This is a genomic window from Schauerella aestuarii (genome assembly GCF_009866805.1).
Classification (GTDB): Bacteria; Pseudomonadota; Gammaproteobacteria; order Burkholderiales; family Burkholderiaceae_B; genus Schauerella; species Schauerella aestuarii.
Genome location: NZ_SIZW01000040.1, coordinates 172,696 through 194,381 on the forward strand (window position 1 = coordinate 172,696; position 21,686 = coordinate 194,381).

The 21,686-nt window shown below is 64.4% G+C and carries 21 protein-coding genes; 10 read left to right on the forward strand and 11 right to left on the reverse strand.

All coding sequences use genetic code 11. The features are described 5' to 3' along the window. Nucleotides 1-65 precede the first annotated feature (65 nt). The 3 genes from EYW45_RS07570 to EYW45_RS07580 all read left to right on the forward strand — a co-directional run bounded on the left by EYW45_RS07570 (nucleotide 66) and on the right by EYW45_RS07580 (nucleotide 4,181). A complete protein-coding gene (locus EYW45_RS07570; RefSeq protein ID WP_161134782.1) occupies nucleotides 66-1,319 on the forward strand; it encodes an acyl-CoA dehydrogenase family protein in 1,254 nt (417 codons plus the stop codon). Then, complete coding sequence (locus EYW45_RS07575) at nucleotides 1,316-2,359, forward strand: phosphotransferase (protein ID WP_161134783.1); 1,044 nt, start codon at nucleotides 1,316-1,318, stop codon at nucleotides 2,357-2,359. The genes EYW45_RS07570 and EYW45_RS07575 overlap by 4 nt, the downstream gene beginning before the upstream one ends. Nucleotides 2,360-2,471: 112 nt before the next feature. Next, on the forward strand, nucleotides 2,472-4,181 hold the full coding sequence (locus tag EYW45_RS07580) for an AMP-binding protein (RefSeq protein WP_161134784.1): 1,710 nt from the start codon (nucleotides 2,472-2,474) through the stop codon (nucleotides 4,179-4,181). Nucleotides 4,182-4,337: 156 nt separating this feature from the next. On the opposite strand, the gene EYW45_RS07585 is transcribed toward EYW45_RS07580, so the two are convergent. The 3 genes from EYW45_RS07585 to EYW45_RS07595 form a co-directional block, all read right to left on the reverse strand. Further along, nucleotides 4,338-4,499 (reverse strand): hypothetical protein, encoded by a 162-nt coding sequence (locus EYW45_RS07585; protein WP_161134785.1) that lies wholly within the window; start codon nucleotides 4,497-4,499, stop codon nucleotides 4,338-4,340. Nucleotides 4,500-4,607: 108 nt separating this feature from the next. Further along, entirely contained in the window at nucleotides 4,608-5,063 is a 456-nt protein-coding gene (locus EYW45_RS07590) for a YaiI/YqxD family protein (RefSeq protein WP_161134786.1), read from the reverse strand. A 1-nt stretch (nucleotide 5,064) separates the two neighbouring features. Continuing rightward, nucleotides 5,065-5,337, reverse strand: a complete 273-nt coding sequence (locus EYW45_RS07595; protein WP_161134787.1) for a hypothetical protein — start codon at nucleotides 5,335-5,337, stop codon at nucleotides 5,065-5,067. Nucleotides 5,338-5,373: 36 nt separating this feature from the next. On the opposite strand from EYW45_RS07595, the gene EYW45_RS07600 reads away from it, so the two are divergent. The 3 genes from EYW45_RS07600 to EYW45_RS07610 all read left to right on the forward strand — a co-directional run bounded on the left by EYW45_RS07600 (nucleotide 5,374) and on the right by EYW45_RS07610 (nucleotide 8,691). Continuing rightward, nucleotides 5,374-5,976, forward strand: a complete 603-nt coding sequence (locus EYW45_RS07600) for a M23 family metallopeptidase (RefSeq protein WP_161134788.1) — start codon at nucleotides 5,374-5,376, stop codon at nucleotides 5,974-5,976. 82 nt (nucleotides 5,977-6,058) lie between these two features. Beyond that, the gene (locus tag EYW45_RS07605) at nucleotides 6,059-7,111 is read left to right on the forward strand and encodes a glycosyltransferase family 2 protein (protein ID WP_161134789.1); all 1,053 of its coding nucleotides are present in this window, start codon (nucleotides 6,059-6,061) and stop codon (nucleotides 7,109-7,111) included. Between the two features lie 2 nt (nucleotides 7,112-7,113). Then, the gene (locus tag EYW45_RS07610) at nucleotides 7,114-8,691 is read left to right on the forward strand and encodes an ArnT family glycosyltransferase (RefSeq protein ID WP_161134790.1); all 1,578 of its coding nucleotides are present in this window, start codon (nucleotides 7,114-7,116) and stop codon (nucleotides 8,689-8,691) included. Here the strand turns inward: EYW45_RS07610 and EYW45_RS07615 are convergent. Next, the gene (locus tag EYW45_RS07615) at nucleotides 8,651-9,046 is read right to left on the reverse strand and encodes a GtrA family protein (RefSeq protein WP_202444636.1); all 396 of its coding nucleotides are present in this window, start codon (nucleotides 9,044-9,046) and stop codon (nucleotides 8,651-8,653) included. The genes EYW45_RS07610 and EYW45_RS07615 overlap by 41 nt on opposite strands. Between EYW45_RS07615 and EYW45_RS07620 the strand changes: the two genes are divergently transcribed. Beyond that, nucleotides 9,029-9,904, forward strand: a complete 876-nt coding sequence (locus tag EYW45_RS07620; RefSeq protein WP_202444637.1) for a ChbG/HpnK family deacetylase — start codon at nucleotides 9,029-9,031, stop codon at nucleotides 9,902-9,904. The two genes, EYW45_RS07615 and EYW45_RS07620, sit on opposite strands and share 18 nt — an antisense overlap. A 52-nt stretch (nucleotides 9,905-9,956) precedes the next feature. Here EYW45_RS07620 and EYW45_RS07625 read toward each other — a convergent pair whose 3' ends face one another. Together EYW45_RS07625 and EYW45_RS07630 are read right to left on the reverse strand one after the other, a co-directional pair. Beyond that, entirely contained in the window at nucleotides 9,957-10,886 is a 930-nt protein-coding gene (locus EYW45_RS07625) for an alpha/beta hydrolase (protein WP_161134793.1), read from the reverse strand. 60 nt (nucleotides 10,887-10,946) lie between these two features. Further along, on the reverse strand, nucleotides 10,947-11,588 hold the full coding sequence (locus tag EYW45_RS07630) for a LysE family translocator (protein ID WP_161134794.1): 642 nt from the start codon (nucleotides 11,586-11,588) through the stop codon (nucleotides 10,947-10,949). Nucleotides 11,589-11,774: 186 nt separating this feature from the next. Here EYW45_RS07630 and EYW45_RS07635 point away from each other — a divergent pair, with 186 nt between their 5' ends. The 3 genes from EYW45_RS07635 to EYW45_RS07645 all read left to right on the forward strand — a co-directional run bounded on the left by EYW45_RS07635 (nucleotide 11,775) and on the right by EYW45_RS07645 (nucleotide 14,210). Then, on the forward strand, nucleotides 11,775-13,208 hold the full coding sequence (locus tag EYW45_RS07635; protein WP_328703619.1) for an aminotransferase-like domain-containing protein: 1,434 nt from the start codon (nucleotides 11,775-11,777) through the stop codon (nucleotides 13,206-13,208). Nucleotides 13,209-13,256: 48 nt separating this feature from the next. Further along, entirely contained in the window at nucleotides 13,257-13,601 is a 345-nt protein-coding gene (locus EYW45_RS07640) for a TIGR01244 family sulfur transferase (protein WP_161134796.1), read from the forward strand. A 144-nt stretch (nucleotides 13,602-13,745) separates the two neighbouring features. Further along, nucleotides 13,746-14,210: a universal stress protein gene (locus EYW45_RS07645; RefSeq protein WP_161134797.1), complete on the forward strand. Its 465-nt coding sequence runs from the start codon at nucleotides 13,746-13,748 to the stop codon at nucleotides 14,208-14,210. Between the two features lie 94 nt (nucleotides 14,211-14,304). Here the strand turns inward: EYW45_RS07645 and EYW45_RS07650 are convergent, their stop codons facing one another. The 5 genes from EYW45_RS07650 to EYW45_RS07670 are packed head-to-tail and all read right to left on the reverse strand — an operon-like array spanning nucleotide 14,305 to nucleotide 21,655. Then, nucleotides 14,305-16,008 (reverse strand): OFA family MFS transporter, encoded by a 1,704-nt coding sequence (locus EYW45_RS07650; RefSeq protein WP_161134798.1) that lies wholly within the window; start codon nucleotides 16,006-16,008, stop codon nucleotides 14,305-14,307. 38 nt (nucleotides 16,009-16,046) lie between these two features. After that, nucleotides 16,047-16,304, reverse strand: coding sequence for a formate dehydrogenase subunit delta (locus EYW45_RS07655; RefSeq protein ID WP_161134799.1), 258 nt, complete (start codon nucleotides 16,302-16,304; stop codon nucleotides 16,047-16,049). Between the two features lie 13 nt (nucleotides 16,305-16,317). Further along, nucleotides 16,318-17,151 carry a formate dehydrogenase accessory sulfurtransferase FdhD gene (gene fdhD / locus EYW45_RS07660; RefSeq protein WP_161134800.1) on the reverse strand — a complete coding sequence of 278 codons (834 nt, stop codon included), beginning with the start codon at nucleotides 17,149-17,151 and terminating at the stop codon, nucleotides 16,318-16,320. 8 nt (nucleotides 17,152-17,159) lie between these two features. Then, nucleotides 17,160-20,051: a formate dehydrogenase subunit alpha gene (fdhF, locus tag EYW45_RS07665; protein ID WP_161134801.1), complete on the reverse strand. Its 2,892-nt coding sequence runs from the start codon at nucleotides 20,049-20,051 to the stop codon at nucleotides 17,160-17,162. 17 nt (nucleotides 20,052-20,068) lie between these two features. Further along, entirely contained in the window at nucleotides 20,069-21,655 is a 1,587-nt protein-coding gene (locus tag EYW45_RS07670) for a formate dehydrogenase beta subunit (RefSeq protein WP_161134802.1), read from the reverse strand. Between the last annotated feature and the right edge of the window lie 31 nt (nucleotides 21,656-21,686).

Sequence of the window (21,686 nt, forward strand, 5' to 3'; positions counted from 1 at the left end):
GGCGTGCTGCACGGATCGATTAACTTGCGGCGCGCATGACGGCGCGGCGCCATTGGAGGCAAGGCATGCAATTTTCTCTGTCCCCCGAGATCGACGATTATCGTACGCGCATCCGCACGTTCGTCGATACGCACCTGATCCCGGTCGAGGCCGATCGCGCCAATTACGACGAGCACGACAACATCCGTGAAGCGGTGCTCGAACCGTTGCGGGCCCAGGCGCGCGCCGATGGCCTGTGGGCGTTGCAGATGCCCCGTGCGCTGGGGGGTCAAGGCCTGTCGATGGTGGGGCTGGCCGCATGCTACGAAGAGATGAACCGGTCGATCTTCGGCCCGGTCACGTTCAATGCGGCCGCACCCGATGACGGCAATATGCGGGTGCTCGCCAAGGTGGCGCGGCCCGATCAGCAGGCGCGTTGGCTGCAGCCCATCATCGATGGCCGCGTGCGGTCGTCGTTCGTGATGACCGAGCCGCACCCGGGCAGCGGCTCCGATCCGTCGATGATGCGCACCACCGCCACACGGCGCGGCGACAAGTGGGTGATCGAGGGCCGCAAGTGGTTCATCACCGGCGCCGGCGTGGCGCAGCATTTCATTCTCATTGCACGCACGTCGGATGACGCCCGCAAGGGCTTGTCGGCCTTTCTCTTCGATGCGTCGCAGCCGGGCTGGCGGATCGAGCGCCGCATTCCCATCATGGGTCCGGAGGAGCACGGCGGCCATTGCGAGATCGCGTTCGAAGGGCTTGAGATTCCGGATGAAAATCGCCTGATGGAAGTGGGCGACGGCCTGAAGCTCACGCAGATTCGCCTCGGGCCGGCACGACTCACGCACTGCATGCGCTGGCTGGGCCTGGCGCGTCGCGCCATGGCGATCGGCGTGGACTATGTGTCCGAGCGCCACAGCTTCGGTCAGCGCCTGGCCGATCGCGAAGGGGTGCAGTGGCTATTGGGCGAGGCCGCCATGCAGATCGAGATTGGCCGGCTGCTGACGATGCGCGCGGCGGAGCGGCTGGATCAAGGTCACTTCGCGCGCAAGGAAGTCTCGATGGCCAAGATCGTCGTCTCCGAAACGCTGCACAAGGCAGTCGACACCGCGTTGCAGCTCAATGGCGCGCGCGGCTATTCGAAGGACACGCCGCTCGAATGGATCTACCGCTATGCGCGTCAGGCCCGTCTGGTCGACGGCGCATCCGAAGTGCACAAGATGGTGTTGGCGCGTCACCTCATCGACGAAGGCGACGACTTCTGGAAGTGGGATGTGGAGGATGAGCACGGCCGCGTGCCGAGCGTGGGCGAGCCGGCGGGCGGGCCGCGATGAGTGGCGACGATCGAGGCACCCCGCCCATCTGGCGCGAGGCGCTGCTGACCTATCTTGCGCAGCACGACGTACTGCCGGGCGGCATTGAAGACGCGCGCATCACGCCGATTGCCGGCGGCCAGTCCAATCCTACTTACCTCATCGCGGCAGGTGGCGATACGGTGGTGCTCCGCAAGCAACCGCCGGGGCAGTTGCTCCCCTCGGCGCATGCGGTGGATCGTGAGTACCGCGTGATGCAGGCCTTGCAGGCCACACCGGTTCCGGTGCCGCGGATGCATCATTACTGCGCGAGCCGCGAGATCGTCGGCACGCCGTTCTACCTCATGGATTTTGTGCCCGGCCGCACGTTCATGGATCCGGCCTTGCCCGACCTGAAGCCGCCCGAGCGGGGCGCGGTGTATGCCGAAGTGGGACGCGTGCTGGCGGCGTTGCATGATGTGGACGTGGCTGCAGTGGGACTTGCGGACTACGGCCGCGCGGGCAATTACTTCGAGCGCCAGATTGCGCGCTGGAGCCGTCAGTATCGCGAAACGGAAACCGCGCCGATCGCGGCCATGGATGCCTTGATCGACTGGCTGCCGCAGCGTATCCCGGCACATGAGGCCACCTGCCTGGTGCATGGCGACTACCGCATCGATAACCTGATTTTCGCGGCCGATCGCCCGCAGGCGCTGGCATTGCTCGATTGGGAGTTGTCGACGCTGGGCCATCCGTTTGCGGATCTCGCCTATCACTGCATGTGCTGGCGTGTCGGCTCCGAGCTGTGGCGCGGGTTTGCAGGCAGCGATCTGAATCGTCTCGGCATCCCGGACGAGGCCACGTTCGTGGCGACGTATTGCCAGGCCCGGGGCATTGCACCGCCCGACGATTGGGACTTTTATCTGGCCTACAGTTTCTTTCGTATCGCCGCCATTCTGCAGGGCGTTTACGCGCGCGCCAAAGCCGGCAATGCGGCATCGGGCGACGGCGCAGCGATGGGGGCGAAAGTGGCACCGCTGGCGGCGTTGGGATGGCAGGCGGCCGAGCGCTGCGGCGCCTGAGCGCGTTGGCAGAGCAGGTATTCCGCGGCTGAAATGCCGCGCGAGGAATGGAAGGTTCGGTGTGTTGCGCGGCGCACGGGCGTGCGCTGCGGCGTGACAACGAGGAGAGGGGATGTCGACTGTGGATGCATTACCGCGCAATGCGGCCAATCATGTGCCGCTGACGCCGCTGGGCTTCATCGCCTGGTCGGCCTACGTGTATCCCGAACGCACCGCACTGATTCACGGGAAGCTGCGGCAAACGTGGCAGGCCACGTACAGGCGCTGCCGGCGTATGGCGGCGGCGTTGCAGCACTGGGGCGTGGCACGCGGCGATGTGGTGGCGGTATTGGCACCCAATACGCCGGCGCTGTATGAGGCGCATTTCGGCGTGCCGATGTCGGGCGCGATGCTCAATGCGTTGAATACGCGGCTGGATGCGCCCACGCTTGCCTACATCCTGGATCACGGGCGCGCGCAGGTGCTGCTCTACGACAGCGAATTCGCGCCACTGGTGCGCGAGGTGATCGCGCAAGCCACGCATCCGATCCGCGTGGTGCGCATCGAAGATGCGCTTTTCGAGGGCGAACATGGCGACGTCGGCGACATCGATTACGAGACTTGGTTGAGCAACGCGGTCTTGGCCGATGACGGCACTTACGCTTTCGATCGGCGGGAAGACGTTGACGCCGACCGGCCCGCAGCGGCGCCCTCAGCAGCCTCAAGTGTGCCGCACGACTACAGCCCGCCCGACGAGTGGGACGCGATCTGTCTGAACTACACCTCCGGCACCACGGGTAGTCCGAAGGGTGTGGTCTATCACCATCGCGGCGCCTATCTCAATGCAACCGGCAATGTGATCGCGTGCGGGATGCCGCGGCATGCGGTGTACTTGTGGACGCTGCCGATGTTCCATTGCAACGGCTGGTGTTTTGCATGGACCCTGGCGGCATTGGCCGGCACCAGCGTGTGCATGCGCCGCGTGGAAGCCGGTGCGATTTTCGACGCCATCGTCGATCACAAGGTCGGTTTTTTCAGCGCAGCGCCCGTGGTGCTGGGCATGCTGATCAATGCGCCGTCCGCTGTGCAGCGGCGCGCGCCGCATCCGGTGCAGGTGGTGACGGGCGGTGCCGCGCCGCCCGCTGCGGTGATCGAGGCGATGGAGGCCTTGGGCGTGGGCGTATCGCACCTTTATGGCCTGACGGAAACTTACGGGCCGTCTATTGTGTGCGCCTGGCACGACGAATGGGATGCGCTCGATCTGACGGCCCGCGCCGCCATCAAGGCGCGCATCGGGGTGCGCAAGCTCAATCTTGAACATGCCACGGTGATGGACGACGCGATGCTGCCCGTACCTGCCGATGGCGTGACGATGGGCGAGATCATGGTTCGCGGCAACACCATCATGAAAGGCTATCTGCATGACGCTACGGCCACCGAGACCGCGTTTGCCGGCGGCTGGTTTCATACCGGCGATCTGGGCGTCATGCATCCCGACGGCTATATCGAAATCAAGGATCGCGCGAAAGACATCGTGATTTCCGGGGGCGAGAATATCTCGACCGTCGAGGTGGAGGGGGTGTTGTACCGCCATCCGGATGTGCTCGAAGCCGCCGTGGTCGCGCGCCCCGACACCACCTGGGGCGAAACGCCGTGCGCGTTCGTGACCTTGAAGGCCGGCCGCCACACGGATGCCGAGAGCATTTTGGCGTTCTGCCGCGCGCATCTGGCACGGTTCAAGGTGCCCAAGACGGTGATATTTGGCGAGTTGCCCAAGACGTCGACCGGCAAGATTCAGAAATTTCTGCTTCGAGAGCGGGCGCGCAGCGATCCGCAGGCTTGATCTGGACGGCAGGCACGCCGAAACGGCGATGCGAAAGGGCGCAGCCCAACGATCCGCCTCATTCGGCGGGTTCGGGAGTGCTTGTCAAAAAGGGGGAGCGCTCACCGCAGGATGCGTCTGGCGATGACTTCGAGGCGGCGGGTGCCGCCACGCCACTTAGGCGGCGGGCTTGATCTGCGAGAGGGGCGCTTTCTGATCGTTGGCAGCAACAGGCTGGCGTTCGAAAAAGGCTTGGCGCAATTGGAGCTCTTGGTGTCGGATTTCTTGCTGGCGGCGGGCGCGAACGCGGCCCATGAGTTGGGGACTGGTGCGAAGCATGGTGTTTCTTCCTACGTTTTAGTCTTCTCTATGTATCGATCTCTATCCTATCCCTGGTTTATGACAATTCCAACGACTTGCTGGAAATAAGACTATGCATTTGTAACGTCAGCGGGGCCGGGCGTGGCGGGCGAGCAAAGTGTCCAGGGTATTCCCGAATGCTTTGCGGTCACTGGCCGCCATGGCGGGCGGGCCGCCCGTATCCACGCCGGTACCGCGCAGGGCGTCGAGCATGTCGCGCACGGCCAAGCGTTCCTGGATCGTGTCGGCGCTATAGCGTTCGCCGCGGGGATGAATGGCGAAAGCGCCTTTCTCCAGTGCCTGCGCGGCAAGCGGAATATCGCCGGTGATGATCAGATCGCCGGGTTGCAGGCGTTCGACGATATAGGCGTCGGCCACGTCGAAACCGCGCGGCACTTGAATGGCACGAATGCGCGGCGAGGGCGGCGTACGCAACATCTGGTTCGCCACCAGCGTCAGCGGCATTTCCCATCGGTCTGACGCCCTGAACAGGATGTCCTTGATGACCGTTGGACACGCATCGGCGTCGACCCAGATGTGCACGTCAGCCTTTCAATGCTGAGGTCAGCAGTGTGGCGACGACATCGTTGATCGGCTCGCCGCTGGTCTGGGCGCGCGCGCGGAGCTGGTCGACCAGCTCCTGCGGCAGCTTGACCGGAAACGACACCAGACCCGCAGCCTGATCCAGGCGGCGTTGTTCACGGCGATCGATGGCCGGCGCGGCGGCACCCTGGCCGAAGCGGGCCGGCGTTTGGGCATGCTTGAGATCGCCCATCAATTTGAGGGCTTTGTTCTTTTCGAGGTCGGTCTTCTTCATGGGAACTCACGGGGGAAACCCGTAGTCTGACAGTTAATGACCGATTCCACACCCGAAACCGTCACGTTGCCCTCCACAGCCCATCGCCCGGTACTCAAGCTGCTGGGATGGGTGGTGGCCGCCGGCGCGATCTGGTTGAGCTGGCCCTTCGTCCAGCCTCATTTGCCCACCGGCATCATGGCGAAGGTAACGGCACCGTTTTACGCCGCGCGCCTCTCGATGGCGGATGCCCCGGTAGCGTTGCCCGTGCCGGTGGCGGGCGTGTCGTTCAGGCAGATCGCCAATACTTACGGCGCGCCGCGCGGCAGCACCCGCAAGCACGAGGGCCTGGATATCTTCGCCAAGCGCGGCACGCCGGTGCTGTCCGCCACCGAGGGCATGGTGACGCGCGTGGGTACGAATCGTCTCGGCGGCAATGTGGTGTGGGTGCTGGGACCCGGCGGGCAGCGGCATTACTATGCACACCTCGATACGCAAGCCGATCTGTCTGCCGGCGATCGGGTCGCCGCAGGCACCGAACTCGGCACTGTGGGCGACACGGGCAACGCCCGGGGCACTCCGCCGCACTTGCACTATGGCGTTTATGCGACAGGCGGCGCAATCAATCCCTATCCGTTACTAAAAGAAGGCGCGAAGTAACGAGATTTGATGAAAATTCAACGATCGCGGGATCAAAGTAGGGGCGTTGTTTCCCGATCTCTATTTTTCGTCGAGTGGTGTCATGCATATCGAGTCTCGCCCGGATGCGCTGTTCCCGGAACTTCTTTCCGCTGAATCGACGGCCAACGCCGTTTCGACCCGAGCCGACGGCTCGGTGTTTTACGACTCGCATGTGAGCGTGCTGGTGCCCGGCTTGAACGAAGCCGCCAACCTGCGCGTGATGCTGCCCACCCTGATGCTTCTGCTCAACCGTACCTGCCGCAACTGGGAAGTGGTGGTGGTGGATGACGGCTCGACCGACGATACCGCGCAATTGATGGCCGAATGGACCACCGTCCCGGGGTTCCGTTACCTGCAGTTGTCGCGCAACTTCGGCAAGGAAGCCGCCATCAGCGCCGGCCTCGATTCGTGCGATGGCGATGTGGTGATCTGCATGGACGCCGATATGCAGCATCCGCCGGCATTGATCCCCGATATGCTGGCACGCTGGAAAGCGGGTTCGGACATGGTGTATGCCGTGCGTGAAAACCGCGACGACGAAACCTGGTTCAAACGCCAGGGCGCGAAATGGTTCTACCGCCTGGTGAGCGGGGGTCAACGCGTGGACGTACCGGCCCACGCCGGAGACTTCCGCCTGATGGACCGCAAGGTGGTCAACGCCTTGAATGCCTTGCCCGAGCGCACGCGTTTCATGAAGGGCCTCTACGCCTGGGTGGGCTTCAAGACCGAAGCTTTCCCGTACACCCCCGCCGATCGCATCCACGGCGAAAGCAAGTTCACGCCGGTGAAACTCATCAAGCTGGCGATGAGCGGCGTGACGGCCTTCACCACGTGGCCGTTGCGCATGCTGAGCCTGGTCGGTTTCATGTTTGCGCTGGCGTCGTTCGGTTATGGCGCGTATCTCGTGGCCGAGTATTTCGAATACGGTCATCAGGTCGATGGCTGGACCACGATCGTTTGCGCGCTGCTGTTCTTTGCCGGCATCAATATGGTGTCGCTGGGCGTGGTGGGCGAATACGTCGGCCGGATTTTCGACGAAGTGAAGGGACGCCCGCTGTATGTGGTGCGTGACCGCCTGGGTCGTGCGGCACGCACGGAGCCGAGCGCCGAATAATCATGACCGGCAGTTCACCACGGTCGACGCCGGGAGGTATCCCGGCGTTTTGGCTTCTGCTGGCGATCGGTGTGTGGCTCGGCATTTTTGCCGGGCTGCGTCCGTTGATGCCTGAAGAGGGCCGTTACGCCGGCGTGGCGTGGGACACCCTGCGGGCCGGCAGCGGCTTCGTGCCGCTCATGGACGGCTTGCCCTACGTTCACAAACCCCCCTTGTTCTATTGGATTGCCGAAGTCGCGTTCCGGCTTTTCGGCGTCAACGAATGGACGGCGCGCGCACCGTCATGGCTGGCTGCCTGGGCCTCGGTGCTGGCCACCTATGCGTTCGTGCGCCACTATCGCGGCGCAACGGTGGCGGCAGCCGCGGCGGTCGTGCTTGCCACGCAGCCATTCTTTTTCGGCGGCGCGCAGTTCGCCAATCTCGACATGCTGGTCGCATCGTTCATCGGCATGAGCATCATGGCGGGCGCGGCGGCGGTGCTGCAGGCCGATGCCGGGCGCGCCTGGCGGCGCTGGATCGCGGCCGCTGCCGTGGCCGCGGCGCTCGGGGTGCTGGCCAAAGGCTTGATCGGCATCGTGCTGCCGGGCGTGGTGCTGGTGGCATGGCTCGTCGCCACGCGGCGCCGGCATGCCTGGAAGGTGCTGTTCTGGCCACCCGCGATTCTGGTGTTCATCGCCATCGCAGTGCCGTGGTTCGTAGCGATGCAACTGCGGTTTCCCGGTTTCTTCGATTACTTCTTCGTCTACCAGCAGTTCGACCGGTATGTGGAAAGCGACTTCGCCAATACCCAGCCGTTCTGGTTTTATCTGCCGGTGATCGCCGGCCTGGCGCTGCCGTGGTCGCTCTGGAGCGGCGGCTTGTGGCGCCGGATCTTCTGGACCGGTGCGGCCCCCGGGAGCGATATCCGTTGGTTGATGGCGATATGGGTGGGTGTGGTGATCGTGTTCTTTTCGATTCCCAGCAACAAGCTCGTGGGGTATGCCATGCCGGTGTTGCCCGCGATAGCGGTGCTCATCGCCGAGGTGGTGGTGACCGCATGGCAGCGTACGCCTGCCGACTACGTGAAACGCGCCGGACTCGCATCGCTTGCGGTGGCCATGCTGGTCTGTACGGTGGGCGTGTGGCTGGCCGACACGAATGCGAAAAACAGCGCCAAGCCCCTGGCCACCGAGATCGGACCGCAGATGCAGGAAGGCGATACGCTGGTGACGCTGCATACGTACCCGTACGATCTGTCGCTGTATGCCGGGCTGCGGGAGCCGGCCTGGATCGTCTATGACTGGGATGGACCGGATATCACCCGGCGCGACAACTGGCGCCGCGAGTTGTGGGATGCCGGCCAGTTCGATACCGATGCGGGCGACGACGTGCTGGTGTCGTTCGAAGAAACGGTGACGCGGATGTGCACCGATCCGCAGCGCACCTTCTGGTTCTGGGGCACGTTGCAGGACGGCGAAAGCTATCGCACCCTGCGCGGCCGCTCGCCGCAGGCCATCGACGGCAAGAAGGCCGTGTGGCGCGTGGTGACGGATCCGGCGTTCAAGACGGCGTTTTGTGGCGAAACGCCCAAAGCCGGCTAAGCAGAAACGTCATCGCCGCCACGCCGATCAACACGCAAGCAAGCAGGATCTCGTAAGAAACGTGGGTAATATGCAAGAGCACGGCATAGGCCGCCTGATTGACCGCGAACCCCAGTGCCGAGATAAAGAAAAACCGTCGTGCGGCCACGTGCCAGACCTGTTCGCTTTGGCGGAAAGTGAAACGAAAATGACCCCAGAACGACACGAAGAACGCGATCAGCCAGCCGACCACGTTGCCCGCGAGCGGCGTGAGGCCCAGATACTCCACACAGCCCACGGCGATCAGCCAGTGGGTGGCCGCAGCGGCGCAACCGACGATCACGAAGAAACCGAGCTGATGGACCAGCGCAAGCATGATGGACGCACCCGCGAGGGTGGCGGCAAGAACACGGAGCGTCAGTGTATCGTGGTCTGTGCCGACGATTTCGGGATGAATCGTGAAGTCGACGGCGCCATCCTTGCCCTTGCGGCCCAAGGACGACTAAGTGCCGCCAGCGTGCTCACGCTGGGCCCGTCGGCCGCCGAGCGGCCCGGCGAGCTCGCGGCCCTGCCCATCGACATCGGTGTGCACCTGAATTTCACTGAATCGTTCGGGTGCGAAGGCCTTTATCTGCCGCTTGGCCAATTGATCAAGCAGGCCTACACGCGCCGGTTGCCGGCTGCGGTGGTGCGGGCGCAGATCGTGGCGCAACTCGATGCGTTCGAGACCTTGTTCGGCCGCGCGCCGGATTACATCGATGGTCATCAGCATGTGCACCAGTTGCCCATCATTCGCCGTGAATTGATCGCCGAGATGGCCCGCCGTTACGGTGCGGCCATGCCGTGGTTGCGCTGCACGGCTGCTGGCCCGCAATCGGGTCTGGGCGTGGGTGCATGGTTCAAGGCGCGCGTCATTGCAGGCCTGGGCAGCAACGCATTGGGCCGCGCCGCCCGGCGGGTGCACAGTGCGCGCAATCGGCGGCTGCTGGGGGTGTACGACTTCACGGGTGGCGAGGCGGGATACCGCCATGCCGTGCGGCATTGGTTGCAGGATGCGCGCCAAGGCGATCTGATGATGTGCCATCCGGCCTTGCCGGATAGCCCCGATGCCATGGCGGCCCAGCGCGCGGCTGAATTTGCCGTGCTGGGCAGCACGGAGATGGCGGCCTGGCTGGCGGAGTCAGGCGTGGCGATCGCCCGATTGACGGGCGCGGCGCGCTATACACCGGACTGATCGGGCACACTGGCAGTGCCCGCGTTTGCCATCCGGGCGCCGGATCGGCGCATCAGCCCGCCTGGCGTGCCTGACGCGCGTTGTCGGGCGATGCGTCGTCCTTGCGATGGCGGTATGCCGCCGTGGCGTCGCGCGTGAAATTGGCGACGGCCGACCAGTACGTATTGCCGCTGCGCACCGCACTGGAGTGCGACGCGCCGTCGATCTTGACCAGGCGGCGCAGGTCGGGCGCCACTTTGGTCGCGGCGGCATACAGCGCGTCGCTCATTTCGTGAGGGACGACGCGATCGGCGGTGCCGTGGATGAACAGGATGGGCGCGGTGAGCGTGGCCAGTTTGTCGAGCGAATCGAAGGGTTGCGTGACGAGAAAGTTGAGCCCCGGCACCCAACCGTATTTGAGGGTGCCCAACATGCCGCCGATACTCGTAAAGCTCGATTCGACGATCAGCCCGGCATACTCCGGCAGGTCCTTGCGCGATGCCAGGTCGATGGCAACCGCGCCACCCAGGCTGTGGCCGTAGATGAAGCGCTTGCGCGGATCCGGTTGGCGTCGCACCAGTTCGGCGAATGCCGCGACGGCATCCTCGGAGGCCGTTTCTTCGGATGGCAGGCGTGGCGTGGACTTGCCGAAACCGCGGTAGTCGATGGCGAGCATCGAGTATTCGCGGTCGGTCCAGCTTTCCATCCGGAAGGCGCTCCCATTGAGGTTCCAGCGGGCCCCATGCAGATAAAGCACGGTGGGGGCGTTGGGCTTCGGGCTTTGCCAGTACCACGCGTGGATCTTGTCCCCATCGGCCAAGGCGATATCGAACTCTTGAGTGCCTTCGGGGGGATCCCGCCACCAGCTCTGTTGCTCGGTGACGGGCGAGAAAATAGCTTCGCGCTGCCAGGCGTCCAGTTGTGTGCAACCGACGATGCTGGCTGCGATCAACAGGGTCGCGCCGATGGCGCGTTTCATAAAGGAGCGGGACGTGGCGGGCATGAACAATTGGACTGACTTGGCGCCCGTGGGTTCCGCCGACCGGACTGCCGGCCACGCGCATCAAGGGTGGGATGACATCAGAATAGGATAGAGCGATGCGACGAGCAAGAGGGCCATTGCGCGGTTGAAGCGCCGTACGACGACCGGCGAACGCAAATAGTGCCGCAGCGCTGTGCCGAATGCGGCCCAGATGCTGGTGGTGGAGGCATTAATGATGAGGCAGATCGCCGCAATCAACGCCAGATGGGCGAACACCGCACCCGGTGGCGTATAGGTGGTGACGATGCCCAGCGCCATTACCCATGCTTTCGGATTCACCCATTGGAATGCGGCCGCCTGCAGGAACGTCATGGGCTTGCTGCGGCTGCTGGCGGCTTCCGCCGGGCCGGCATGGGCGATTTTCCACGCCAGCCACAGCAAATAGGCGGCCGCGGCGTACTGCAGGGCGGTGTAGGCCGCCGGATACCGCTGAAACAACGATCCCACACCCATGCCGATCAGGATCAACATGACCGCCACGCCGAAACCGATGCCGATGATGTGCGGGATGGTGCGGCGAAAACCGAAGGTGACGCCGGATGCCGTCAACATCACATTGTTGGGGCCGGGCGTAATCGAATTGGCGAAAATGAACAGCACCAGCGGGCCGAGCAGCGCGATGAACGCGGGCGAGAGCAGGGTGACGGTGTCGGGGGTAGGCATGGTGCTTCGGGGCGATGCATGAAGGATAAGGCCTTCACTCTACCGGTTAATAGCGGTACAGTACCGGTACACATCATCAGTTCAATTTCTAACTGGCCCGGTCGATCCACCATGACACTTGCCCGCATTGCGACCGAATCGATTCTGGACGCGCCCCTCGAACGCGCCGCCTCGGCATGGTCACCGGTGCGTGACGCCGATCGCACGCTGGTCGAGCAACTCGTGGACCATTTGGCGCGCCAGATCGATGAGCACGTATTGCGCGCCGGCACACGTTTGCCCTCGATCCGCGACATGGCGCAACAGATGGGCGTAAGCCGGTTTACCGTGGTCGAGGCCTACGATCGGCTGGCTGCTCAGGGCGTGATCGCCTCCCGGCGGGGCGCCGGCTTTTTCGTGCAATCGCGCGCGCCCGCGCCCAGTGACGGCGGCCCTTACCTGACTGCGCCCGAGCCGATGGCGCCGCAGCGTATGGATATTCCCTGGCTGTTGCGCAGCATGTTCGGCAGCACCGTGCAGCCGGGCATGCCGGGCGGTGCCGGGCTGTTGCCGGCGGCCTGGATGGACGGCGATATGGTGATGGCGGCCGTACGTGCCGTGGGTCGTACGGCCGGCGCGAGCGTATTGCATTACGGTGCGCCGCAGGGCTATGCGCCGCTGCGCCAGCAGATCGCCGCCGCCTTGCGTCAGGAAGACATCCCGGCGCACGCCGATCGCAATATTCTGACGACGGCGGGCGTGACGCACGCCCTCACGCTGATCGTGCGGCACTTCGTGCGTCCGGGCGACACGGTGCTGGTGGAGGATCCGGGCTGGTGCGTGGTGTACGGCCAGTTGCAGGCGGCGGGCGCCAATGTGGTGGGCGTGCCCCGCCGGGCAGACGGCCCCGATCTCGAGGTGCTCGAAGCCATGGCGGCGCGCCACCATCCGAAGCTCTTCATCATCAACACCCCGGTTCACAACCCCACGGGCCTGGCGCTCACGGCGGGCAATGGCCATGCCATCCTGCGGTTGGCGGAGCGTTACGACTTCACCGTCGTCGAGGACGAAACCTACGGCGAACTGCATCCCGGCGGCGCCGTGCATCTGGCCGCGATGGACGGCTTGCGGCGCGTGGTGCGGGTAGGGGGCTATTCCAAGATGATGGCGCCCAGCTTGCGCGTGGGGTATCTGGCAGCGGCGCCTGAGCTCACGCGGGCGTTGACCGATGAAAAATTGTTGTCGGGCCTGACCACGCCCGAAATGGGCGAACGCATCGTGCATCGCGTACTGGTCGACGGGCCGTACCGGCGTTACGTGGAGCGGGTGCGCGCACGGGTCAATGCGGCGCGCGATACGTGTGTGGCGCGACTGCTCGAGCTGGGCTTCACGCTGCCCTTCGAGCCCCGCGCAGGCATGTTCGTGTGGGCCGATTGCGGCATGGATGGCGAAGCGCTGGCCCGCGCCGGGTCGGCCCGCCAGTTGCTGCTCGCTCCCGGCAGCCTGTACTCACCGTCGCAAGCGCCGTCGCCTTATATGCGGTTCACGGTGTCGATGGCCGAGCATCCCGCCGTATGGCGCACGCTGGCCCAGGTGATGGCCGACGCGCGCGGCGGCGTTTCGCCGAATGGGCGGAAGTGAATATACTGGCCGACCACCTGAAAGCACATTGATCCCGAGGAGTTCACCATGACCGATCTCATCAAACCGATTACCCAGCATTTCGCGGTCGCGCCGCAACTCGGGCCGGAAGATATGGCCGAAGTCGCCGCGGAAGGCTATCGCAGCGTCATCATCAACCGTCCGGATTTTGAAGGCGGCCCCGATCAACCTACCGCTGAAGCCGTGTCGAAAGCCGCGCGCGAAGCGGGCCTGGAAGTCGAGTACCAACCGGTACCGGGCAACGCGCTCACGATCGGCGACGCCATTCGCTTCGCCGAAATCCTGAAGACCCTGCCGGGTCCGCATCTGGCGTATTGCCGTACGGGCACCCGCTGCACCAACCTGTTCGCCGCCGCCAAGCAGTTCATGTAAGACGGATGCCATCGCATCCCGCAGCATGATTTCTGCACCGGCATGACCTGGGTCAAGTCGCCCTCACATTGTGCATTGCGCGGATGTGTGCGACTTGACCGATTTCATGTAGGATTTGGAACCTATTAAACAGGAGTTGGCGACATGTTCAAGAAAATCCTGATCCCTACCGACGGTTCGCCGTTGTCGGCGCAGGCGGCCAATGCCGGCGTCACCTTTGCCCGTTCGATCGGCGCCGAAGTAGTCGCCCTGAACGTCACGCAACCGTTTGCCGCCACGATCGGCTTCGATGGGATGGCAGCGGCTTACGCCATTACAGACGAAGACTACGAGAAGGCGGCCAGCGACCAGGCCGACAAGTATCTGAAGGATATCGTCGACCGTGCCCAGATCGCGGGCGTGAAGGCCGAATACCGTGCCGTGTCCAACTTCAACGTGGCCGACGGCGTGGTGCAGGCCGCGCAGGAAGCCGGCTGCGATCTGATTTTCATCGGCAGTCATGGCCGCAGCGGCTTATCGCGCTTGCTGTTGGGCAGCGTGACGGCCAAAGTGCTGTCGCTGGCCACGATGGGCGTGCTGGTGTATCGCGTGAAGGAAGACAAGAAGTAATCGCCCGGCCTGCGCACCCTGCGCATCGCCGAGCGAGCGGCGTACAGACCCGCCGCCATCCCCACCCGTCCCGTGCGACGCGTGGGGATATTTTTTACTGAAACAACACCACTGCCTTTTGCAGCGTGATCCACACGCCCCAGGCCAGCGGAATCACCACGCAGGCCCATGCTGCAATGACCAGTGCTTGCGGGGTTTGCGAGATCGCCGCCGTGCCGGCACCGGCACCCGTCACACTGATGCCCGATCGCGTATCGCGTACTTCGGCGGCCGAGGCGCGCTCGTGCGCCAGCGCTTTTTCGCGCGCCAGTTCCTCGTCGGTCATGAAGTATTTAGGGTTGACCGGACGGATCGCAAGGTTGCACAAAAAGCCCACGACCAGCATGCCCGCGAGAATGTACATGGTGATGTCGTACACCTGCGCGCGCGGCACGCCATGGTTGAGTTGATACTCGCGGATGTAATTGACGAGCACCGGGCCGAAGATGCCGGCTGCCGACCACGCGGTCAGCAGGCGGCCGTGAATGGCGCCCACCATCTGTGTGCCGAACAGGTCGGCAAGATAGGCCGGCACCGTGGCGAAGCCGCCGCCGTACATCGACAGAATCACGCAGAACGCGGCCACGAAGAGCGCGAGCTGACCAGTGTGCGCCGTCCAGGGAATGGCCGCGTAGAGAATGAAGCCCAGCACGAAGAAGATCAGGTAGGTGAGCTTGCGTCCAAGCTTGTCGGACATGCTGGCCCAGAAGAAGCGGCCGCCGATGTTGAACAAGCTGATCAGCCCGGTAAAGCCGGCAGCGATGGCGGCGATGGCGCCCAGTTGCTGCGGATTCAATGCCGTGAATGCCACGCCCGGTTCACCGATCAGCCGGCCGCCGAATACCTCCTGCAGCAGCGGCGATGCCATGCCCAGGATGCCGATGCCTGCGGTCACGTTCAAGCACAGCACCAGCCACACCAGCCAGAACTGCGGAATGCCCCACACGCGCTTCACATGCACGTGGCCTTTGGTGATCATGGCGTTTTGCGCCTGACTGGGCGGGGGCGTCCAGCCCGCCGGCTTCCAACCGGTGACCGGTACGCGGTAGCCCATCGCGCCCGACATCATGAAGGCGAAGTAGATGATGGCCATGGTGAGAAACGTTTGCCACACGCCGGTGGTACCCGGCGTGGCGTAATGGCGCATCAACATGTCGGCCAAAGGCGCGCCGATCATCGCACCGCCGCCGAAGCCCATGATGGCCATGCCGGTGGCCATGCCGCGGCGATCCGGAAACCACTTGATCAGCGTACTCACCGGCGAGATGTAGCCCAGCCCGAGCCCGATGCCGCCGATCACCCCGGACCCCAGCCACAGCATCCACATCTGATGCAGGTAAATGCCCAGCGCCGAAATCACCAGCCCGCCGCACCAGCACACGGCCGAGACCACGCCGGCCTTGCGCGGGCCGGCGCGTTCGAGCCAGCCGCCCCACAGCGCGGCCGAGCATCCAAGCAGCACAAAGAAGAGGGTGTACATCCAGCCCATCGTCGAGATGCGCCAATTGCAGTCGGTCGCAAACAGTTCGGTAAACACGCTCATCGTGTTGGGACACGTCATCGCGCCCGCGCCTGCCGCCTTGGACAATGGCAACCAGAACACCGAGAACCCGTAGGCCATCCCGATGCAAAGGTGAATCGCCAGCGCCGCCGGCGGCACCAGCCAACGGTTAAAGCCCGGTCCTGCAATCGTGCGTTCCTTGCTCAGAAGTCCGGGTCGCGCGCCCGGATAGTCAAGCGTCGATGTGGCCGTATTCATGAAGTCTCCTCGTTGGCGGGATTTTTTTCTACTGCGTACTACGCCGTCGCGGCGGCTGGGGTCAGCCGCGCGCGATGTTGGGTGACCGCCTCGAGCACGATCGGGGCGAGGGTGATCTCGTCGCTCACGCCATCGGGGTGTGCCGATAGGTAGCTCAACAGTTCGCGCCGCATGCGCGGCTCCCAGAACTTGTGGATGTGGTTGGCCACGCCTTCGAGGGCTTCCTCGCGATCGGGGAGCGCATCGAAGAAATCGCCGATGCGATTGGCCATGCGAATCAGATTGGCGTTGTTCATGGTGCGTGGGCGCTCAGTCGGGAAGGCGTTGCGGGTGGGTGTAAAGCGTGGCGTCGTCGCCGCGCACGAAGCCGGCCAGCGTGACGCCGCTGGTCTGCGCCAGGCGAACGGCCAGCCCCGTCGGTGCCGAGACCGCCGCCAGAATCGGGCAACCGGCCGAAGCGGTTTTCTGCACCATCTCGAAGCTCGCGCGGCTGGATACCAAGAAGGCACCGGCGCCGGCGGCCGTGCCTTCGCGGGCCAGCGCGCCGATCAGTTTATCGAGCGCGTTGTGCCGGCCGACGTCTTCGCGCACGGCATGGAGCGCGCCTTGCGCCGTCATCCATGCCGCCGCATGAGTGGCACCGGTGGCGCCGTGCAAGGCCTGCGCGCGGCGCATGGCGTGCATGCCCGCCAGCAGATCGGCCAGCCGCATGACGGTCTCGGCGGTGACGGGTGCGACCGGGCGCAGCACCTCAGGCAGCGTTTCCACACCGCACAGCCCGCACCCCGTGCGGCCCGACAATGCGCGCCGCCGCGTCTTCAGCCGGGCCATGCAGGCACTGGCGATCTCGATGTCGATCACCACGCCGTCGTCGCTCACATTGAGGACGATATCGCGCACATCGCGCGCGGCCTCCACGATCCCTTCAGTGAGCGAGAAACCCACCGCGAAATCTTCCAGATCGGTGGGCGATGCAAGCATCGTCGCGTGGCTGATGCCGTTGTAGGCCAGCGCGACAGGCGTCTCTTCGGCCAGCACATCCTGCTCGCTGGCCGGCGCGCGCTGCCCGCCGCGTATCCGCATCACATCGGCGGCAACGCGGTCGGCGGGCAAGCGGTCGAGATCGAGATCGGTGGTGTCCATGCCGCAGTTTACTTTCCCGTGACGGTGGCCACCGCAGGCGCGACGTCAGTTTCGCGGGCACGTTCGCGCAGCAGCTGATCCTGGATCGTGGCAAAGCGCGACCATTGCCGTTGCCAATCGGAAGGTTGCGTCACTCGCATCAACTGCACGGCCGTCACCTTGTATTCCGGGCAGTTGGTGGCCCAGTCCGAATTGTCGGTGGTGACCACGTTGGCGCCCGATTCGGGAAAGTGGAAGGTGGTGTAGACCACGCCCGGCTGCACGCGGTCGGTCACGAGCGCACGCAATACGGTTTCGCCGGCGCGGCTTTGCACGCCCACCCAGTCGCCTTGTACGATGCCGCGGTCTTCCGCATCCTGCGGATGCAGTTCCAGCACATCTTCGCTGTGCCACATCACGTTGGGGGTGCGCCGGGTTTGCGCGCCCACGTTGTATTGCGACAGGATGCGGCCGGTGGTGAGCAGCAGCGGATACTTGCGCGTGCTGCGCTCATCGCTGGGCACGTACTTCGTGATCATGAACTTGCCCTTGCCGCGCACGAAAGAGTCGATGTGCATGATGGGCGTGCCTTCCGGCGCATCGTCGTTGCAGGGCCATTGCAGGCTGCCCAGGCGGTCGAGCTTTTCGTACGAGACGCCTGCGAACGTGGGCGTGAGCCGCGCGATCTCTTCCATGATTTCACGCGGATGCGTGTAGGGCATGGCGTAGCCCAGCGCATTCGACAGGGCGGCCGTCACTTCCCAATCGGCCATGCCGTTCTTGGGCTCCATCACCTTGCGCACGCGCGAGATCCGGCGCTCGGCGTTCGTGAATGTGCCGTCCTTTTCGAGGAACGACGAGCCCGGCAGGAACACGTGGGCGTACTTGGCCGTTTCGTTCAGGAAGAGATCCTGCACCACGATGCATTCCATCGCCGCCAGCGCAGCGGCCACATGCTGGGTATTGGGATCGGACTGAACGATGTCTTCGCCCTGGCAATACAAGCCCTTGAACGTGCCGCCCAGGGCGGCTTCGAACATGTTTGGAATGCGCAAACCCGGCTCGGGCTGGATCGTCACGCCCCAGGCCGATTCGAACTGGGCGCGCACCACGTTGTCCGAAATATGGCGATAGCCCGGCAGTTCGTGCGGGAACGAACCCATGTCGCATGAGCCCTGCACGTTGTTCTGACCGCGCAGGGGATTCACGCCCACACCCTCGCGGCCGACATTGCCGGTGGCCATCGCAAGATTGGCGATGCCCATCACGGTGGTCGAGCCCTGACTGTGCTCGGTTACGCCCAAGCCGTAATAGATGGCGCCATTGCCGTGCGTGGCGTAAAGCCGCGCGGCGCCACGCACCTGGTCGGCCGGTACGCCGGTAATCTCGGCCGTGGCCTCGGGCGATTGCTCGGGGCGCGATACGAATTCTCGCCATTCGTTGAAGGCTTTGGTATCGCAACGTTCCGCCACGTAGGTCTCGTCGATCAAGCCTTCGGTCGCGATCACATGGGCGAGCGCCGCCAGCAGGGCCACGTTGGTGCCGGGGCGAACCTGCAAGTGATAGTCGGCCTTGATGTGCGGCGAGTTGACGAGTTCGATGCGGCGCGGATCGATCACGATCAGGCGTGCGCCTTGACGCAGGCGCTTCTTCAGGCGCGACGCGAACACCGGGTGACCGCTGCTGGGATTGGCGCCCATCACGATGACCACATCGCTATGCATCACCGAATCGAACGTTTGCGTGCCGGCCGATTCGCCCAGCGTTTGCTTCAACCCGTAGCCGGTGGGCGAATGGCATACGCGGGCGCAGGTGTCGACATTATTGGTGCCGAAGGCGGCGCGCACGAGCTTTTGCACCAGCCACGTTTCCTCGTTCGTGCAGCGCGACGATGTGATGCCGCCGATGGCGTCACGGCCGTGTTTGCCCTGGATGCGGCGAAATTCGGATGCCGCATACGTGAGCGCTTCGTCCCACGACACCTCCTGCCACGGATCGGAGATTCGCTTGCGGATCATCGGATTGAGCACCCGCTCCTTGTGGGTGGTGTAGCCCCAGGCAAAGCGGCCTTTCACGCAGGAATGACCGCGATTGGCCTGGCCGTCTTTCCACGGCACCATCCGCACCACTTCCTGGCCCTTCATCTCGGCCTTGAAGCCGCAGCCCACGCCGCAGTATGCACAGGTGGTGATCACCGAATGTTCGGCCTGGCCCATCATGATGACGGTCTTTTCCTGCAAGGTGGACGTGGGGCACGCCTGCACACAGGCGCCGCACGACACGCATTCGCTGTCCATGAACGATTCGTTCTGGCCCGGCGACACCCGGGCGTCGAAACCCCGGCCCGAGATCGTCAACGCAAACGTGCCCTGCGTTTCTTCGCACGCGCGCACACAGCGATTGCAGACGATGCACTTGGACGCGTCGAAGGAAAAGTAGGGATTGGAATCGTCGGTGGCAGCGTGCAGATGATTCTTGCCGTCGTAGCCATAACGCACATTGCGCAGGCCCACCACGCCCGCCATATCCTGCAATTCGCAATCGCCGTTCGCCGGACAGGTAAGGCAATCCAGCGGATGATCGGAGATGTACAACTCCATTACGCCGCGCCGCAGATCGTGCAGTTTGGGCGTTTCGGTGCGCACCACCATGCCGGCTTCGACGGGCGTGGTGCATGAAGCCGGGTAGCCGCGTTTGCCCTCGATCTCGACCAGGCACAATCGGCAGGAGCCGAACGGCTCGAGACTATCGCTCGCACAGAGCTTCGGGATATTGATGCCCCACTCGGCGGCCGCCCGCATCACCGATGTGCCCTCGGGCACGGTGACCGCGTACCCATCGATGGTGAGCGTCACGGTGGCTTCCGACAGGCGCGCGGGGGTGCCGTAATCGCGCTCGCGCTTCACAACGGTTTCAAGCATGGTGCTCTCCGTAAGCGTTATGCCGCGTGCGTCGCGGTCTGGGGTGACGATGCGTGGGACGCGCCGCCGCCGAAGTCTTCAGGGAAATGATCGAGGGCCGACAAGACCGGATAGGGCGTCATCCCGCCCATCGCGCACAGCGAGCCACCCATCATCGTGTCGCACAGGTCGCGCAGCAGATGGATCTGTTGCTCGCGTTGCGGCCCGCCGGCAGCGATCTTCTCGATGGTCTCGACCCCGCGGGTCGCACCGATACGACAGGGCGTGCATTTGCCGCACGATTCGATCGCGCAGAACGCCATCGCATAGCGCGCCATGCGCGCCATATCCACCGTGTCGTCGAAGGCCACGATGCCGCCATGGCCGATCATGGCGCCGATCTTCACGTACGACTCGTAGTCCATCGGCGCATCCCATTGCGCCGCCGGCAGGTACGCGCCGAGCGGCCCACCCACTTGCACCGCGCGCAGCGGACGCCCCGAGGCACTGCCGCCACCGAAGGTGTCGATCAGCGTGCGCAGCGTGACGCCGAAGGCCTTCTCGACGAGGCCGCCTTGCCGCAGATTGCCGGCCAGCTGAAACGGCAGCGTGCCCTGCGAGCGGCCGACGCCGAAGTCGCGATAACGCTCGGCACCGTGCGCAAGAATAGTGGGCACGCTGGCCAGGGTGATGACGTTATTGATCACGGTGGGGCAACCGAATAGGCCCGCGATGGCCGGTAACGGCGGCTTGGCGCGCACGACGCCCCGTTTGCCTTCAAGGCTTTCGAGCAGTGACGTTTCTTCGCCGCAGATATAGGCACCCGCACCCACGCGCACATCCATGTCGAAGCGACGGCCGCTGGCTGCGATATCGACGCCAAGCCAGCCGGTGGCGCGCGCGGCATCGATGGCGGCCTGCATGGCGGCGATCGCGTGCGGGTACTCCGAGCGGATATAAACAAAGCCCTGCGTGGCGCCCGTGGCAATGCCGGCGATGGTCATTCCCTCGATCAGCGTGAACGGATCGCCTTCCATCAACAACCGATCGGCGAACGTGCCCGAGTCGCCTTCGTCGGCATTGCAGACGATATATTTGCGTGCGCCGGCAGCCGACGCGACCGTTTTCCATTTGATTCCCGCAGGGAACGCGGCGCCACCCCGGCCACGCAGGCCGGAGGTCGTGATAGCGGCTACGACATCGTCGGGCGACATCGCCAGCGCGGCGCGCAACCCGGCGTAGCCGTCGTGGGCCACGTAGTCTTCAACCGAACGCGGATCGACGATGCCCACACGAGCGAAGGTGAGGCGTTCCTGCTGCGCCAGATACGGTATGGCTTCGGTCAACCCGTGCGCCAGCGGATGGGCGCCGCCGTTGAGCCAGCCGGCATCGAACAGGCCGGGCACGTCTTCCGGGGCCACGGGGCCGTAGGCGATGCGGCCTTGCGGGGTGGCGATCTCGACCATGGGTTCGAGCCACAGCAGGCCGCGCGAGCCGTTGCGAATGATGCGAACGTTTTGGCCCCGGGCTGTGGCCTCATGGGCGATCGCTTGGACGACGGCATCGGCGTCCACCGCCAATGCAGCGGCGTCTCGCGGCACGTAGAGAATGAAGGGCGCGCTCATGCTGAAGCCTCCGAGTTGCCTGACGCAGCGG

Coding starts and splice junctions, on each gene's coding strand:
- EYW45_RS07570 (WP_161134782.1), top strand. CDS start 66: ATGCAATTTTCTCTGTCCCCCGAGATCGACGATTATCGTACGCGCATC.
- EYW45_RS07575 (WP_161134783.1), top strand. CDS start 1,316: ATGAGTGGCGACGATCGAGGCACCCCGCCCATCTGGCGCGAGGCGCTG.
- EYW45_RS07580 (WP_161134784.1), top strand. CDS start 2,472: ATGTCGACTGTGGATGCATTACCGCGCAATGCGGCCAATCATGTGCCG.
- EYW45_RS07585 (WP_161134785.1), bottom strand. CDS start 4,499: ATGCTTCGCACCAGTCCCCAACTCATGGGCCGCGTTCGCGCCCGCCGC.
- EYW45_RS07595 (WP_161134787.1), bottom strand. CDS start 5,337: ATGAAGAAGACCGACCTCGAAAAGAACAAAGCCCTCAAATTGATGGGC.
- EYW45_RS07600 (WP_161134788.1), top strand. CDS start 5,374: ATGACCGATTCCACACCCGAAACCGTCACGTTGCCCTCCACAGCCCAT.
- EYW45_RS07605 (WP_161134789.1), top strand. CDS start 6,059: ATGCATATCGAGTCTCGCCCGGATGCGCTGTTCCCGGAACTTCTTTCC.
- EYW45_RS07610 (WP_161134790.1), top strand. CDS start 7,114: ATGACCGGCAGTTCACCACGGTCGACGCCGGGAGGTATCCCGGCGTTT.
- EYW45_RS07620 (WP_202444637.1), top strand. CDS start 9,029: ATGGACCAGCGCAAGCATGATGGACGCACCCGCGAGGGTGGCGGCAAG.
- EYW45_RS07615 (WP_202444636.1), bottom strand. CDS start 9,046: ATGCTTGCGCTGGTCCATCAGCTCGGTTTCTTCGTGATCGTCGGTTGC.
- EYW45_RS07625 (WP_161134793.1), bottom strand. CDS start 10,886: ATGCCCGCCACGTCCCGCTCCTTTATGAAACGCGCCATCGGCGCGACC.
- EYW45_RS07630 (WP_161134794.1), bottom strand. CDS start 11,588: ATGCCTACCCCCGACACCGTCACCCTGCTCTCGCCCGCGTTCATCGCG.
- EYW45_RS07640 (WP_161134796.1), top strand. CDS start 13,257: ATGACCGATCTCATCAAACCGATTACCCAGCATTTCGCGGTCGCGCCG.
- EYW45_RS07645 (WP_161134797.1), top strand. CDS start 13,746: ATGTTCAAGAAAATCCTGATCCCTACCGACGGTTCGCCGTTGTCGGCG.
- EYW45_RS07650 (WP_161134798.1), bottom strand. CDS start 16,008: ATGAATACGGCCACATCGACGCTTGACTATCCGGGCGCGCGACCCGGA.
- EYW45_RS07655 (WP_161134799.1), bottom strand. CDS start 16,304: ATGAACAACGCCAATCTGATTCGCATGGCCAATCGCATCGGCGATTTC.
- fdhD (WP_161134800.1), bottom strand. CDS start 17,151: ATGGACACCACCGATCTCGATCTCGACCGCTTGCCCGCCGACCGCGTT.
- fdhF (WP_161134801.1), bottom strand. CDS start 20,051: ATGCTTGAAACCGTTGTGAAGCGCGAGCGCGATTACGGCACCCCCGCG.
- EYW45_RS07670 (WP_161134802.1), bottom strand. CDS start 21,655: ATGAGCGCGCCCTTCATTCTCTACGTGCCGCGAGACGCCGCTGCATTG.